This window comes from Anaerolineales bacterium, assembly GCA_037382465.1.
In the GTDB taxonomy this organism is placed as follows: Bacteria; Chloroflexota; Anaerolineae; order Anaerolineales; family E44-bin32; genus WVZH01.
In genome coordinates this window covers 1-14,927 of sequence record JARRPX010000093.1, presented here as the reverse complement: position 1 = coordinate 14,927, position 14,927 = coordinate 1, and the positions used below count along the sequence as shown (strand labels likewise).

At 55.8% G+C, this 14,927-nt stretch carries 13 protein-coding genes and 1 pseudogene; 3 read left to right on the top strand and 11 right to left on the bottom strand.

Annotated elements, in window-relative coordinates; all coding sequences use genetic code 11:
- Together P8Z34_16320 and P8Z34_16315 are read right to left on the bottom strand one after the other, a co-directional pair.
- On the bottom strand, positions 1-285 hold a 285-nt coding region (locus tag P8Z34_16320), incomplete at its 3' end, for a hypothetical protein (GenBank protein ID MEJ2552238.1).
- A 285-nt stretch (positions 286-570) separates the two neighbouring features.
- The gene (locus P8Z34_16315; GenBank protein ID MEJ2552237.1) at positions 571-1,533 is read right to left on the bottom strand and encodes a LysE family transporter; all 963 of its coding nucleotides are present in this window, start codon (positions 1,531-1,533) and stop codon (positions 571-573) included.
- A 218-nt stretch (positions 1,534-1,751) separates the two neighbouring features.
- On the opposite strand from P8Z34_16315, the gene P8Z34_16310 reads away from it, so the two are divergent.
- Entirely contained in the window at positions 1,752-2,126 is a 375-nt protein-coding gene (locus P8Z34_16310) for a MerR family transcriptional regulator (protein ID MEJ2552236.1), read from the top strand.
- Entirely contained in the window at positions 2,123-3,127 is a 1,005-nt protein-coding gene (locus P8Z34_16305) for an aldo/keto reductase (protein ID MEJ2552235.1), read from the top strand. The genes P8Z34_16310 and P8Z34_16305 overlap by 4 nt, the downstream gene beginning before the upstream one ends.
- 84 nt (positions 3,128-3,211) lie before the next feature.
- Here the strand turns inward: P8Z34_16305 and P8Z34_16300 are convergent, their stop codons facing one another.
- The 9 genes and pseudogenes from P8Z34_16300 to P8Z34_16260 all read right to left on the bottom strand — a co-directional run bounded on the left by P8Z34_16300 (position 3,212) and on the right by P8Z34_16260 (position 12,724).
- On the bottom strand, positions 3,212-3,898 hold the full coding sequence (locus P8Z34_16300) for a carotenoid biosynthesis protein (protein ID MEJ2552234.1): 687 nt from the start codon (positions 3,896-3,898) through the stop codon (positions 3,212-3,214).
- Positions 3,899-3,928: 30 nt separating this feature from the next.
- Positions 3,929-5,227, bottom strand: a pseudogene (crtI, locus tag P8Z34_16295) (phytoene desaturase family protein).
- Between the two features lie 164 nt (positions 5,228-5,391).
- Positions 5,392-5,997, bottom strand: a complete 606-nt coding sequence (locus P8Z34_16290; protein MEJ2552233.1) for an isoprenylcysteine carboxylmethyltransferase family protein — start codon at positions 5,995-5,997, stop codon at positions 5,392-5,394.
- 29 nt (positions 5,998-6,026) lie between these two features.
- Positions 6,027-6,956, bottom strand: coding sequence for a hypothetical protein (locus P8Z34_16285; GenBank protein ID MEJ2552232.1), 930 nt, complete (start codon positions 6,954-6,956; stop codon positions 6,027-6,029).
- Positions 6,957-7,036: 80 nt separating this feature from the next.
- The gene (locus tag P8Z34_16280) at positions 7,037-8,779 is read right to left on the bottom strand and encodes an amidohydrolase family protein (GenBank protein MEJ2552231.1); all 1,743 of its coding nucleotides are present in this window, start codon (positions 8,777-8,779) and stop codon (positions 7,037-7,039) included.
- Positions 8,780-9,095: 316 nt separating this feature from the next.
- Positions 9,096-10,184, bottom strand: coding sequence for an amidohydrolase family protein (locus tag P8Z34_16275; GenBank protein ID MEJ2552230.1), 1,089 nt, complete (start codon positions 10,182-10,184; stop codon positions 9,096-9,098).
- A 120-nt stretch (positions 10,185-10,304) separates the two neighbouring features.
- Positions 10,305-10,856: a hypothetical protein gene (locus P8Z34_16270; GenBank protein MEJ2552229.1), complete on the bottom strand. Its 552-nt coding sequence runs from the start codon at positions 10,854-10,856 to the stop codon at positions 10,305-10,307.
- Between the two features lie 38 nt (positions 10,857-10,894).
- Complete coding sequence (locus tag P8Z34_16265) at positions 10,895-11,344, bottom strand: C-GCAxxG-C-C family protein (GenBank protein MEJ2552228.1); 450 nt, start codon at positions 11,342-11,344, stop codon at positions 10,895-10,897.
- A gap of 96 nt (positions 11,345-11,440) precedes the next feature.
- Positions 11,441-12,724, bottom strand: coding sequence for an MFS transporter (locus P8Z34_16260; protein ID MEJ2552227.1), 1,284 nt, complete (start codon positions 12,722-12,724; stop codon positions 11,441-11,443).
- A 234-nt stretch (positions 12,725-12,958) separates the two neighbouring features.
- On the opposite strand from P8Z34_16260, the gene P8Z34_16255 reads away from it, so the two are divergent.
- Positions 12,959-14,887: a sulfatase-like hydrolase/transferase gene (locus P8Z34_16255; protein ID MEJ2552226.1), complete on the top strand. Its 1,929-nt coding sequence runs from the start codon at positions 12,959-12,961 to the stop codon at positions 14,885-14,887.
- Positions 14,888-14,927 lie beyond the last annotated feature (40 nt).

The following is a 14,927-nucleotide window of genomic DNA, read 5'->3' as shown; positions in this document are numbered from 1 at the left end:
GTTTTTGATGATCATGCGGCTGGAGCGCTGCCCGAAATCGAGCAGCGCCATGTCGGAAGCGCCGCCCGAAGCGGCCTCGGACTCCGGGACTTCCTCCAAGGGCGGCGCTTCCGGAGCCAACGGCGCCACTGCTTCCTCGGGCTCTGCGTACTCCGCCCACCAGGAGGCGGAGTCTGCGAACGAACCGTATGTATCGTATCCTTGAGTCGCTGCACTAGCGCATCCTGTCAGAATCAGGATGAGCACGACTGTAAAGAACGTCCAGAATCTTCGTTTGCGTTCCATGATCCCCTCCATATTTAGCTGCTAACGATCAGCAAGCGCCGGACCGTACCCGTCTAAAAGTATGTATACCGGGCTATCTGGCCCTTGCCAAAGCAAGATCGTCTCTCCATCTTCCAACACGTGACGATCTATCGCTAGAAGATGCACGATTGGCTTTTCATCGTGGCGAGATGAGAATCGATAAAAGCTGCGCTTCTGGCCACAAGTTCGTCATCAGACCAGGAGCGCTCGCTGAACGCCAGCATTTTCGTACACTTCCGGGACAGGATTCAAGCGATGGGGAAATCAGGCTGCGGCCACGATGTCCAATAGACTAAGCACGAGTTGATAGACGCCCAAGGCGGCGAGTATGCCGGTGGAGAGCAATATCAGACTGCGGCGTACGCGAGGTCCGAGAACGTTCGCCCTCCCGAAGAGGAAAATCGTCCCTGCAAGCGCGACGACCATGGTGCCATAAAAGGCTGCGATCAGGGTTATGGCGTACGCCCGTTCGTGCCGCCAGGCATCCATGACTGCGGGGCCCAATACCAGGCTCCAGCCAAGGTACGGGTTGGGGTTGAGCAGATTGACCAGCACCGCCTGGAACAGCGTTCTCGGCGCCGATACGCTTTGCTCCGCTTCCTGCGAGATGCCGGACTGCCGATAACTCGCCCAGGCGAGATAGATCAGAAGCAGCCCGCCCGCAGCGCGCATGACGATTTGAAACGATTCGGGGACTCGAGAAAGAAGAAGCAGCACAATTACGACGATCGGCCCGTCGCTGATCAGCGGCGCAAACGAGGCGGGAAGCGTCGTGCGCCAACCACGCCGCACGACGCTGGAGAGCAGATAGGCCTGCAAGGGACCGGGTTGAAGGGCGGCGGCGAACGCAAAACCGCTGCCGATCACCATGTATTCTTCCGATCTGAAAAGCAGCGCGGTGACCGGCAGGGGAAGAAAAACCAACAGCGCGTTGAGTGGGAGAAGGCTGCCGCGGATGATCCGATCCAGGATGATGACGAGAACGAAAAGTGCCAGACTCAGCGCGCCCCCAACCCCTTCCCAGCGCCAGGCGATGGCCAATGCAAACACGCTCAGGCACATGGTCAGCGGCAGGATGTTCTCGATGGGATCGTAGCCCACTTCATACGGATCGGGCGTAACCAGATGGCCGACGACCATCACGAGCGTGAAGGCTATCAGCGCCGCGCTAAAAATGCGTGCGATGCGGCGGAGTAGAGTCGTGGTTGGAGATCTCCCTTTATCCATTTTAGCCATCCTGATTCCCTACTATGCTACGGTTCTTGATTATACGTGGGAAATGGTGTGAAGAGAAAGGTTGGACGCGATAAAACATAGTGAATCAACATTTCATTTGTGGTCGAAACAGTATTTCCAACACAACCGCTGCGATTATTTCTAGATGATAATTTTGGTTGAATCGCCCTTGACTTAGAGTACCCTCCAAGTTGTATGATTAGGTCACTATGGATACCAATCTGACCATTCAACAGACAGCCACCCACACCGGATTGAGCGAACACACCCTGCGCTATTACGAGAAGATCGGCTTGATCCCACCGGTGGAGCGCGCCACCAACGGGCACCGCCGCTACAACGATGCGAACCTGGGTTGGATCGACTTCCTCAAATGCCTGCGCAGCACCGGTATGCCGGTGGCGCAGATGCTCGAATTCACCACCCTGACCCAGGCCGGAGAGCACACCATCCAGGCGCGGGTGGCCATGCTGAAGAAGCACCGCGAATGCGTGCTGCGGGAGATTCAAGCGCTGCAGAACGACCTGGAAGTCATTCACCACAAGATCGATTGGTATTCCAACATGATCGAGGAGGAAGCATGAAACGCACCTTAGGAAAATCGGGAATCGAGGTCTCCGCCGTCGGCATGGGCTGCTGGGCGATCGGCGGGCCCTGGAAATTCATCGGCAACACTGCCGGCTGGGGTCAGATCGACGACGAAGAATCGATCCGCGCCATCCACGCCGCCCTGGACGCCGGCGCCACGCTGTTCGATACTGCTGCCAATTACGGAGCCGGACACAGCGAGCACATCCTGGGGGAGGCGCTGCAGGGAAAGCGCGACCGAGCCGTCATCGCTACGAAATTCGGCTACGTCGTCGATGAAGAAAACAAAACCGTCCAACCCTACGATGGGGACGAGGAACACGGCGACATCGCCAGCCACCTGCGGGCGGACTGCGAAGCCAGCTTGAGGCGGCTCGATACCGACGTGATCGACGTCTACCAACTGCACGTCTGGGGCTACGATCTGGAATTATCCGACGCCGTACGAGATGGATTGGAGACTTTGGTGCGCGAGGGGAAAATCCGCACCTATGGCTGGAGCACCGACCGCCTCGACGCCGTACAGCGCTTCGCCAAAGGACCCAACTGCAGCGTCGTTCAGCAGCAGTTGAACGTCTTCGACGGCAACCTGGAACTGCTGCGTGCTTGTGACGATTTGAACCTCGCCAGCCTGAACCGCGGTCCGCTGGGCATGGGCATCCTGACCGGCAAGTTCACCCCCAAGACGACCTTCAGCAAGGACGACGTTCGCCACGAGGTCGAATGGTTCGAAGGAATCAAAGACGGCAAGCCCAATCCGGAATGGTTGAAACGCCTGGCGGCGATACACGAAATCCTGACCAGCGGCGGCAGGACTCTGGCGCAGGGCGCGCTGGCCTGGATCTGGGGTGCCAGCGAGCGCACGGTGCCCATCCCCGGATTCAAGACCGTCGATCAGGTGCAGGAAAACGCGGGCGCGATGCAGTTCGGTCCGTTGACCCCGGATCAGATGAAGGAGATCGACCGAATCCTGGGGCGCGAGCCGGTGCTCGCCTGACGGTTCGATCGGCGTGAGAATTAATGCCCTCCGGATTTTCGGGAGGGCATTTTGGTTTCTTTTCGACCTTTGAGTATCTATTGCCTACGCTGCTAGAATCACCAAACTGAAGTAAACCATTTGCGCCAGATAGAAATGGGGCGCGATTTTTGGGAACGATCTTCGCCACAAATCCAACCGCAGCGTGACAAAAGCCAGCGCCCATCCAATCCCGAACCAGGTTAGATAGTTTTTCCAGGGCACGACACCGCCCTGCCAGCGCCAGTATCCCAGATTCACTGCGCCCGGTTCCATCACGAGATCGAAAACGAGCAGCAAAACGGCGATACGCAGCGAGCGAATGAAGGCAGCATCAGCGTGCGGTCGAAATGGCAGGCGCCGTTCCAACGCCGCAGCCGAAAGCAGCAGGGTCAGCCAGGAAAACCCAATGGCAAGCGGCACGCCCGCGAATTGGGGACGCAGCACGGGATGATACTGATAATCCCCGAAGATGACTCCTGTGTGAACCCCCAACCACTCCAAAGACCAGGTTAACACAACCACAGTAAGACTCCACACCAAAAAATGTGGTTGCTCGTCTCGATGCCCTGTGCGGCTTTCCGGCTTCGATTTCAACCACCAGATGAATTCCACGGCCAGCCAGATGGCCAACGCAATCAGCATCCAACCGGCTATCTGCAGCATCGTCGTGGCGTAACGCCCAAGAATGTGGATAACGCCGCCAATAACGAGCACAGCGTAGAGGATAAGAATGCGGATTCTAACGATCACCTTTAATCCTGTTGACGGCTTCGATTCGTCCTACGGATTCCATTGCATGCTCAAACGGAAGGCGGTAAATCCTGCAGGATCACCGACTCTGTCGCTTCGGCGGTAAGCAGTACACCCGGCACACCGGCACCAGGATGGGTACTGGCGCCCACCAGATACAACCCTTCCAAATCCTCGCTGCGATTTTGCGGTCGAAATATGGAAGTCTGGACTACGACGCTGCCGGGCAAAGTCCAGCGGCGTGAAGACCTTCTTCACTTCGATGGCTTCCTGCAATCCCGCCAGGCCAAAATCGTGCTCCAGAAATTTCAGCACGCGTTGGGCATAGGGCTCAGCTTCCACCTGCCAATCCACCTTTCCGGAGAGGTTGGTCACCGGAACGAGCACATACATCGAATCGCATCCCGGGGGCGCCATGGCCGTTTCGGTTCGTGAAGGGACATGCAGGTACATCGAAAAATCATCGGGAAGGACACGACGATCGAAAATATCCCTCACCAGGCTCCTGTAGCGTTTGGAGAGAATGAGGGTATGGTGCAGCAATTGGGGAAATCTCTTCTTGACACCCAGATAGATTAAAAAGGCGCTCATGCCATAACGCACGCGGCGAAGACGCCGGTCACTCCACTTGCGGCGGTCCTCGGGCGCCAGCAAGCGTCCATAGGTGTGCTGGAGATCGACGTTGGAAACCACTGCGTCTGCGTTTATGGTCTTCCGACTAGTTTCTACACCACAAGCACGGCGCGCTTTGACGAGGATGCGCAGGACTTCACTCCCGGTACTTATTTTCCCTCCCAGACTCTGGAACACAGCCGCCAGCGCTTCGACCAGACTGTACATTCCGCCGCGCGAATACCAGACCTTCTCCGTTTTTTCAAGATAAGGAATCATCTGATAGACCGCCGGTGTATTGAAGGGGTTGCCGCCGAGAAAGAGGTAGCGGGTCGATAGATAATACGCCGGAAGAAACGCCTGCAATTTCAGAGCCTGCGGAATGAATTTGAGCATCGTCACCCAACTATCAAATGGGCGAGAGCCATAACCCTGCTCGATGATAAAGCGATAGATTGCGCCCGAGTGGGCGATGAATTTCTCATATTTGCGCGAATCGTGCGGGTCGAAGCGCGACATCTGCTCCCGCATTCGATCGCCGTCTCCGCTGTAATCCAGGTGACTGCCGTCGTGGAAGTAGATGCGGTAGAAGGGATCGAGCAGGATGAGATCCAGGTAATCCTCCATGCGCATACCGGCGTAGGAAAACAAATTTCGTACAATCTCTGGTGCGGTAAACAGCGAGGGGCCGAGATCGAAGGTATAGCCGTCATGCTTGAGCCCGCTGGAAGAACCTTTCGATTGGACTTATTCGATCCGTGGAAAGAATGCCAAATGAAAATTCAGGAACTGATGTTTAGGCGTCATGGTTTCCGTACCGAGCTGCATTCACTCAGCCAATTGTTTGCGTAGGAAGCTCATTGTTTCTGCGAATGCGGATTCTACCGGAATCGCGGCAAGAAGCGCCCGGTTCGCTGCATGTAGCTGCGATATGCATCGCAAAATTGTTCGATCATCATCGTTTCTTCCTTGCCGGCAATGCGGTTGAAAAAAGGCACCATGATGACCGCAAGGACGAGAAACGGCCAGACGGCAGAGATCAGCGAAAGGCCGACGAACAACATCAAAAGCGTTGTGTACATCGGATGCCGCACCCAGTGATACGGTCCTTCCGTAACCAATTTGTGCTCATCCTGGATTTGCAGCGTGGTCGACCAGAACTCGCGCAGGGTATCGTGCACCCACACCATCAGGGGGATACTCACCACCCCCAGCCCGACGCCCAACCAACGCAGCCAGTTGGGCAGGGAAACAGTCAGCCAACTCGACTCTGCGCCGTCCAGCGCATAAACCACGATCAACACCAGCAATCCCAGGAAGATGATCGGGCGTAAAATCATGCTCAACCAACCCTCCCGCTCCGCGGCCTGCTCGTCGGCAAACCAACTACAATGCCCTGCCTGCCGGGCTTTCCAGCCGAAATAGCCGCGTATGGCCAACAAGGCAATAAAAAGTGTGAAGAAGATAATCCTAAATACCGTTTCCATGAGAAAGTATCTGCCTTTCTATTTGGAGCCTAAAAATACCAACGCCGGTACGTCGTCAGCGTCTGCAGGAACCCAAATTGAACCAGCGTGGTGACGGTTGCGGAAAACTGGCTGATGTAAAAGTAGTACATCTGCAAGGCTACGAGAGACAACAGAAAACCTAAAATGGCAAACCGCAGACCGGTTTCTTCATTGCGGGAAAACCAGGCGATGACGGCGATCAACATGAGGACACCTACCGCGCTTTGAATGCCGATCAGTGCGTCGCGCCAACGCAGCACCTGCGGATTCAGGTTCGTTCCGCTGTGCACCAGCACCACGATGTAGCCGATCACGGCCAGCAGCCACAGAATCAATACCGACGCCACGATCGTGCGGTGCACGCGGCGACCCAAGCGCTGGCCGATCGAATCCGTCCAGCGGACGATCCGTTTCAAGAGGCTCGGCCGCGCCTGACCTTCGATGCGATCCGCTTCCGCCTCATCCAGGTCGCCGTCCAGAATATCCTGAAAACCATCCAACACGTTGTACATGGCTTGCCGCGGGTCGGCGTGATGCGATCGGCGAAAGAGCACAAACACGAAGACGCAAAGCAGGAAAAAGCCATAGATCAACGATGCGGCCGGCGGGTAGAAGTAATCGTTGTTCTGGGTGATGAATTTCCCGACCTCGTCGATGAAAAGGCCGATACCGATTCCACTCAGGATCGCACTGGTTTGCAACGCCCAGCGATTGGCCATGGTCAGCGGAAGCAGCACAGCGACGAACAAAAACAATCCACCCCATAGCGCGTGGGCGATGTGCAGGATGTCGTTGCCAAGCTGCGGAAACCCGGTCAGGTGGAGGAAGGCCCGGGTGAAAATCACCGTACCGGCGAAGGCGACGAGCGAGAAGAACAGATACTCCTCCGCTCGCTCCCGCCGCACGATCGAATTGATCTTGTTGTGGTTGTCACTCATATTTGTCGCCTTGAAGGTAGTATTTACTTCGTAGATCTAATACCGGGACGATCCTTGCCACGATTAAGCACAAACCTTCCTCACTCTCCAACGACTATCTTTACGGTGAAGTGCCAGAATTCGCCTGAGTATTCATCCAGGATTCCATCTTCATTCAAATCGGCGCCATCCGTGACTGGCCATGCCGCAGTTCCTGTGATTTCGACAACATGCGTGCCCGGATCGAGAACACCCAAGGGGTACAGCCAATTCGAGATGTAATCCTCGTTCTCGACTCCATAACTGCCTTCGAATATTCCAATTTCCCCCCAATAGTCGTCCAGGCCTGTCAGCGGCTCCCCGTCCAGGGTGCCCGCCATGCTGACTGAAGCCAAGAAATCTTCCGTCTGCGCTTTGGTATCACTTACCCAGCCGATGGTCAATGCGATCGGCGTGCCGGCCGGCAGATGCTCTTCTTCCTTGAACAGCCTGATGATCACCGGCTCGAGTGGGCTTTCAGTCGAAGATCCTTCAGGTTCGCTCGCCGGCAAGCCCGAACTTCCGAGATCGGGACAGAGATTGTCGCGCCCGGGCTTGCAATATTGTACCTGTCCGGCCACCATCGTCATCCAGACTTCGATGTCTTTCAGATCATCCGGATCGACGAGATGGGGATCAGCGGAGAGAATGACCAGGTCCGCATACTTACCGGGGCTCAGCGTTCCCAGGACATCTTCCTGGGAAACTGCAAAGATTGGCTCATAGGTCATCATCTTCAAAGCCTGATCGACACTGATGACGTGCTCGGCGATCCAGGGATCCGGCGTGCAAGCCGTCCCGTCCGCACGCAATTGCTGATGGGTGACCAGACCGTAAAGCTGCACCATCGCATTGAGTGTGGATGACCAGGTGGGGTCATTCACATCATGGACCCAGCGAGCGTCCGTCTCCAAAAATGCGTGTATACCCAAACCGGGCAGATCGTAGCGATTGGCGGCCACATGGTTCTCGTACGTATCCTGGTCGCAGGTGTTGAAGTAGCCGCGTACGGAAGAGAGGATATCTTCTGCTACATAGCGTTCCATCAAATCCGGCATCAAGTAACTGCTGTGTTGGATTTGATGACGGATCAACAAGTTTGATTGGCCATCCAAAGCGAAGGCGATGGCATCGAGCGCGGTTTCAATCCCCAAATCCCCCATGGCGTGAAACGAAACCCGATATCCTGCCTCCTGTGCATCAGCGACAACCTTATTGAGATCCTCCTGCGTCCAATACAGGTCACCGTACTCGCTGCCGCATGTTTGTCGAAACCAGTCCGCTGAAGTTGAAAGTTCGGAATAGGGCTCACGCATGGCCGGACAGCCGCGCCCCGGTGTTCCTGCACCGTCTACGAATATCTTGATTCCCGGGACGCGCAGCATACGATCCGAGTCGAGGATAGGTCCATGCTCGGGATACCAATATTTCACGAGGGTCATGTTTCCATTTTCATCCAGGTAGGAATTGTTGTAGCTGACAAAAACGTTGATCCGCAGCCGCAGTTGATCGTCGGCTTCGGCTTGCATCAGCTGCTCGAGATGGCCCACGCTGGACATCTCGTTCACCGACGTGAAACCGTAACTCAGGACGAGGTCCTGGACCTCATCCAGGGTCATCCCCTCCGGAACCTTGAAAATATGCGAATGGCCGTCGGCAAATCCCGGCAGGAGCGTTAGTCCCTGCAGATCGATCAGTTGTGTGTCATCGTCTGCCATAGCCAGGACGGCATCGTCCTCTCCAACCGCGAGGATGCGCTCACCCTGAATGGCGATCGCAGAGGCCGTCGGAAATCCGTCTTCCATTGTCAGGATCGTGCCATTTAGGAAGATCAGGTCTGCCTTAGCGTTGCTATCTCCAGCGGAAGCGGGCGCAGAAGTATCTGTCGGGAGGACTTCCGGAGCCGGTGTATCGGAAGCCGGAACCGCTGTAGCAGCGTGAGATTCTTTCGTCGTCGATTTGCACCCAGACAACAGGACAACGAGAACACCGATCGTTACAACCAGGCATCGTAGTTTTTGCAGTCGCATTTGGAAGTCCCTTCAGGCTGATGATGATTTTCAATCTCTCCATCTTACACCTAGTCGACCAAAGTAATAACCCCCATTCTATACTCTGAAATCATTCGCGAATAATAACCCCGTTGTGTATCACCATGCTTATGTTCTGCAGCACGGAGAGATCCTCGAGCGGATTCCCATCCACCACCAGGATATCGGCGATCTTGCCTGCTTCCAGCGTCCCCAAGTCTGAATCCAGATTGCATACGTGCGCGGCGTTCTTCGTGGCGGCGACGATGATCTCCATTGGCGTCATACCGGCCTGCCGCATGAGCTCGATCTCCGTCATTGGCATGCCCAGATCGAATACACAACGGTAACCGGTGCAATCCGTCCCCAACGCAATCAGTCCACCGGCCTGGGAGAAACGAGTGAGATTCTGTACGGCTTGATCGCCGTAGTGTACAGGGTGCAGATCGTCGACACAGGCCCACAATTCCAGGGTCGGCACCCAGTAGATATACGCAGCAATCATGCGCTCGACCAGATCGTCCGAGATCTCATCCACGACCATGTGCGCGACGTCATCGACACCTGCCTGGAGCGCTATTTCCACGTGATCGCTGCGGCTGACGTGCGCCGAAACCGGGACGTTTCCGGAATGCGCACGTTCTACGATCGCCGTAATCTCTTCCACCGAAAGCATTGGCCACGTGCGACCTTGTAGATTGTCCTCGATGCCGACTTTGATCAAGTCTACACCGGCGTTTAAAAGCTCCGACACAGCGTCTCGGGCTTCCGCCACCGAGCCTACTTGACGGGTTCCATATCCGCCTATCGTCGTTAAGAGCGGCCCGGCGGCGACAAGGCGCGCAAAGCGAGGGTCCTGAGATGCGCTGTTGCGGAACGCATTCAGGATCTGCGGATCGCTATCGTTCCCCAAATCCCGCACTGTGGTCACACCATCTTGCGCCCAGGCTGCGAGTTTATCTTCATCGTACGCGCTATGTACATGTGTATTGATAAAACCCGGAAGGATGGCCGCCCCAGCAACGTCGATGATTGGCGCATCTTTGGGTATCTCAATCTGCGAACGCGCTCCCACAGCGACGATGCGTTCGGCGTCGATCACGACAACAGCATCAGATATGGGTTCGCCTCCACTACCGTCGATCAGTGAACCGTTGACCAGAACCAGCGTTACAGACAACTCAGCGGATCTTCCCCCCATAGTATCCGTCGCTGTTTGCGGTGGTGTACAAGCAGCAATCCCCAATGCAAGCAGGATCGTTATCCTGAGTTTTCGTGTGAAAAGGGCCATCTCTAAAACCTACAAGTTTCCCGTAACCACCGTGGGCTGAAGCCCGGCGATCGAGGCAAGTTCCTGGATGAACTGCGGACGGAGTATGGGCCAGTTCCAGAATTTGAGAACCAGGTTGCCGAAACCCCAAGACGGCCTGATCGGCCAATCGACCAGGCGGGTTTCCGCGAGGCACTGCGGACAAATCACGCGAACATCATCGTCCCCCTCGTACCAACTCGATAACGCATCGTACATATCTTCGCCCGGAGCAAATGTGTTCCCACACTTGGGACAGGTCGCTTTGAAACTGCCCTGGGGGTCGATTTCTACGATACGCCCCAGCGCAATCTCGACGCCGTTGGTGGCCAGGGAAAATAGATGCGGATGGGGAACATCCACTGCAGCAGTGTACCCGGGCGCGGGCGCGTAGCTCCTTCCCCGGGTGCCCGGGGTACAATGCGACGGCTTCGCTTCGATGATTTGCTCCGCGACGAGGTAGTTACGCAGATGCCGCGCCAACATGGTTGGCGCCTGGTCTGCCGGTACATTGAAGACGATTGCCTGGAAATTCGTAGACAAGCGAACCCCGCTATCTTCGTTCCCGGGCTGCCGATATGCTAGCCCGGACCAGGATCTGCCAGCAGCTTCATGACCATGCGTACGGTCTCTTGCGTATATTCCAGGCACTTTTCACGCAGGTTGTTTTCATGAAACACCTGCAGTCCCTCTTCCGTGCCCAAGTCCAGCCCAAGGAGTTCGGTGCAGCCGGTCGATCCAAATTTCGCCTCGAAATCCTGGCGTAATGCTTTCACTCGTGAATATGTTTCGTTTACCGGGCTGCCGGGAGAAGTCCTGCCGAACACCATGCCGATGCTCATGATCCCGCCGCTGAGGGCGCCGCACTGCCCGCACGTCCTCGCCATGCCGCTGCAGAAACCCGTGGCGATCCTGGGAACTAAATCGGATTGGATACCCTTCGCTTCCGCCACCGCCAGAAGAACACTCTCGGCACACCAATACCCGGACTCCAAATATTCCCGGCTCCGTTTCGCAGCTTGATCGTCCATACGAGATATCCTTTCAATTACCGCAGGAAGTGGAGATCGCGTTGTTTTTCACCCGCAGACCTGAGTACGAATCTCGGACTTCAAGTGTATCACGAGCTAAACCGCAGGTGAAACGGCTCCCGGTTCGGACGTGGGCTTCATCCGCCTCCCGACGACGTACGCCAATACCGCACCCACACCAAACAGGACGAGGTTGATTACGAAGGGCAGATTCTTGTTCAATTCCGATAGCGTACCCGCGATCCAGCCGAACGGCGATGTGAAGAGGATGATGCCCACCTGCAAAATCGCCTGGATGCGAGCGCGTTCTTCTGCGCGAATGGCCAATACCGCCAACTGATCGACGAGCGGATTTACCGCCGCGACACAGCAAGCCTCGAGGATCACACTAAACACCAGGGCGAGATATCCGTGTACGGGAGCTGAAATCAGCACTACCTGGCTAATGACATAGACGATAAAACCTACTGTCATGGGCAATTGGAAATGCAGTTTATTGAGACGCGGCATCACGAAGAAGAAGAACAGCAACATGATGCCGGATTTGATAAAGGTGAAAATGGCGATGTATTCGGCCGGAATAAGCAGCTTCTCGGTTACGATGATGGCCCAGAAGTTTCCGTTGATGAGCGTGGCAACGCTCAGCACGAACATGATCCCGGCGGTGTACAACGTCGACGGCGTACGCAGCAGCTCGGAGAAAACACCCCTGTATCCGCGCAGGATGTAGAACATACTCTGCTGGCGAGTTTCCTGTAGACGGACTTTCCCCTGGGCGGTCTCGTCGGTAAACCAATACGTGATCACAGCCTTCAGCGTAAACATGACAGCCGCAAAAACGTACAGTCCTCGCATGGTCGGCACGAGCTTGAAGATGCCAATCAGCACACCCGTAACCGGCGTGATAAATCCCACCCATATGTTGGCGATGTAGATCCAGGTGTAAATATCCACCAGTTGAGACGGTTTGGCGTCTTCCACCAGAAGACAGGTCCAGGAATTCTGCGAAATACGCCAGATGCCGTTGAACGAGACCGCCGCCAGGAAGTACCAGACATTCTGCGCCAACGCCGAGATCAAGGCAGGAATCGACCAGCAGAGAATGTCGGCGATCAAGGTCGTGCGGCGGCGACCAAGTTTATCCGTGATCGCACCGCTGAACAACGCGAAAGCGATCTGGAAACCGCCGCCGACGCTGAGCGTCAATCCAATCTCACGCTCCGACAACCCGATGGCCAGCATGTAAATCGAAACATAGGGGGTGTAAAGATTAAAAGGAATCCCCCACATAGGTTCGGTGTAGATGCAGGCGCGCGGATTACCGCGCAGGTTTTTCAGAAAAGTGAAAAGGGAATGGCTGTTGACTAAACGAGTCCGCACCGGTATTCGTCTCCTGACCCAACGGCCTGAATTATACACTTCCGTAATTCTCTACATACGGAAAACTCGATTCCTGCCCACAACTCATCCTCCCGCCCGCGATCCCGGTTTGCGTAACGAAGGTCCGGCAGAGGGGTTGTTCGGCTTGGGTCGGATACGATCGATAAATCGATGTACAATCGATCCCACAAAATGATCAGCTCGATATCCGGATCTTCAAAAAAGGCATCGACGATGAGTGAAACGGATCGACGATTTTCCTGGCGGCTGCTTTTTACACGAACGATCTTGTTTGCGTTCGCATATGCTTTCATGGAGTGGCTGTTCTTTGCCACGCAGCAGTCGTTCATGGACGCCTTCTCGTTATCCATGAAACTGGGATTGTGGTTGCTGGTCGGCCTGGCAGCGACGCTGATCGTGCTGCCCTTGCTGATCCTGCTGCGTCTGCTCGGTTTAATTCCCGGCTTCCTCAAACGAAGAGAAGTGTTCCTCCGACTGGGAGCTGCAATTCCGGCCATCGTCGGAGCTGTCTTGACCCTGCTGCTGATCGACAATTTCACCAACACCGTCCTCCACTTCGGCATCGTGACCTCCCGGAGTTGGTTGCGAGCCGGCTATGCAGTCTTGATATTGCTGATCCTCGCGTTTTGGTACCTGCAGGTCATCCGCAGTATCCACCCACAGGGCAAAGCCGAATCCCCTGGAAAGAATCCTGCTGGGTCGATCCGAATGAGTGCGTGGCAGGGCGTTCAATGCAGCGCTGCGGTCCTAATCCTCGTCGTTTCCAGCATCGTTTGCACCACCCGAGTCGCCGCAGCCACGCACGGTCTCGGTGGAAAGACTGCCCGATTGGAACGAACGCCGCACATCATCCTCCTCGGCGGCGACGGAACGATCGCGGCCAACATGTCGCTCTATGGATACGAAAGCGATACGACGCCCAACCTGATCAAGCTGGCAGAAACCGGCCTCCTGGCGGAAAACAACTTCACAAATGCCGCCCACAGCACCGGATCCGTGGTCTCCATGCTCACCGGCAAATACCCCGCCGACACCCGCCTGCTCTACTCCCCCAACATCCTGCAGGGAGAAGACGCCGTCCAACATCTGCCGGGAATCCTGCAGCGCGCCGGATACACCACGGTCCAAATTGGTTTCCCCTACTACCTGGACGCATACGATGTGAACATGCAGGAGGGCTTCGACATCGTCAACAGTCGCTCGCTGGGAAAAAGCGAAACCGCCAATTTGGCCCGCCAGTATCATCTCGAGGACCTCGGTTATTTTCTACCGCTTTTATGGGAGCGCATCAGCGATCGAATCCTGCACGTCTTCTTCATCCGCCAGATGCACGATCCTTACCGCGAAGTCATCCAGGCCGTCGATCCGAACACGCAGCTTAAGATCAGCGATCTGCAGCGCGTCGACCAACTGGTAACGCTGCTGCGCTCGACCGACACACCGCTCTTCGTGCACGTGCATCTCATGGACACCCATGGACCCAAGTTTTATCCAAAAAGGCATACGTTTTCGGCCGGCATGACGCAACACGACGATTGGGTGCCTGAATTCTTCGATGACGCTGTGCTGGAATACGACGCCTATATCGGCAGAATCATGCGCGTACTCGAGAGCGATGGGTTGATGGATCAAACCATCCTGATCGTGTACTCGGATCACGCCAACGCCTGGCGTACGGATGACCGCATTCCACTGCTTTTCCATTTCCCCAACGGCGACTTCGCCGGAAGGATTGCAGAAAACACCCAGAATCTCGACATCGCCCCGACGATCCTGGATTATTTGGGAATGGAGAAGCCCTCCTGGATGTCCGGCCAATCCCTTATCGGTTCCGGGCTGTCTCCGCTGCGTCCGATCATCAGCGCCGGCGTGATAGCCATACAATGCGAGCCGCCCGATTGGTGGTGCGAGATCGACTCCGATCGCACATCGTCCACTTTCGAGCAATTCGGAACCATTCAACTGGTCATCTGCCAGGGGATGTACACACTGGAATTGGATCGCAATCAATTCACCGAGCGTCTCGTGCCGGGGCACACAAGTCCCTGTCCATCCTCTCAATTACCGAGCGAAGAAGAGGCCCGCCAGATCATCCTGGATCATCTCAGCACGTACGGGTTCGACGTCGCGACGCTGGAATGAATCGATAGAGGAATCACGAAGCTGGGCGCTGCGGTTTTCG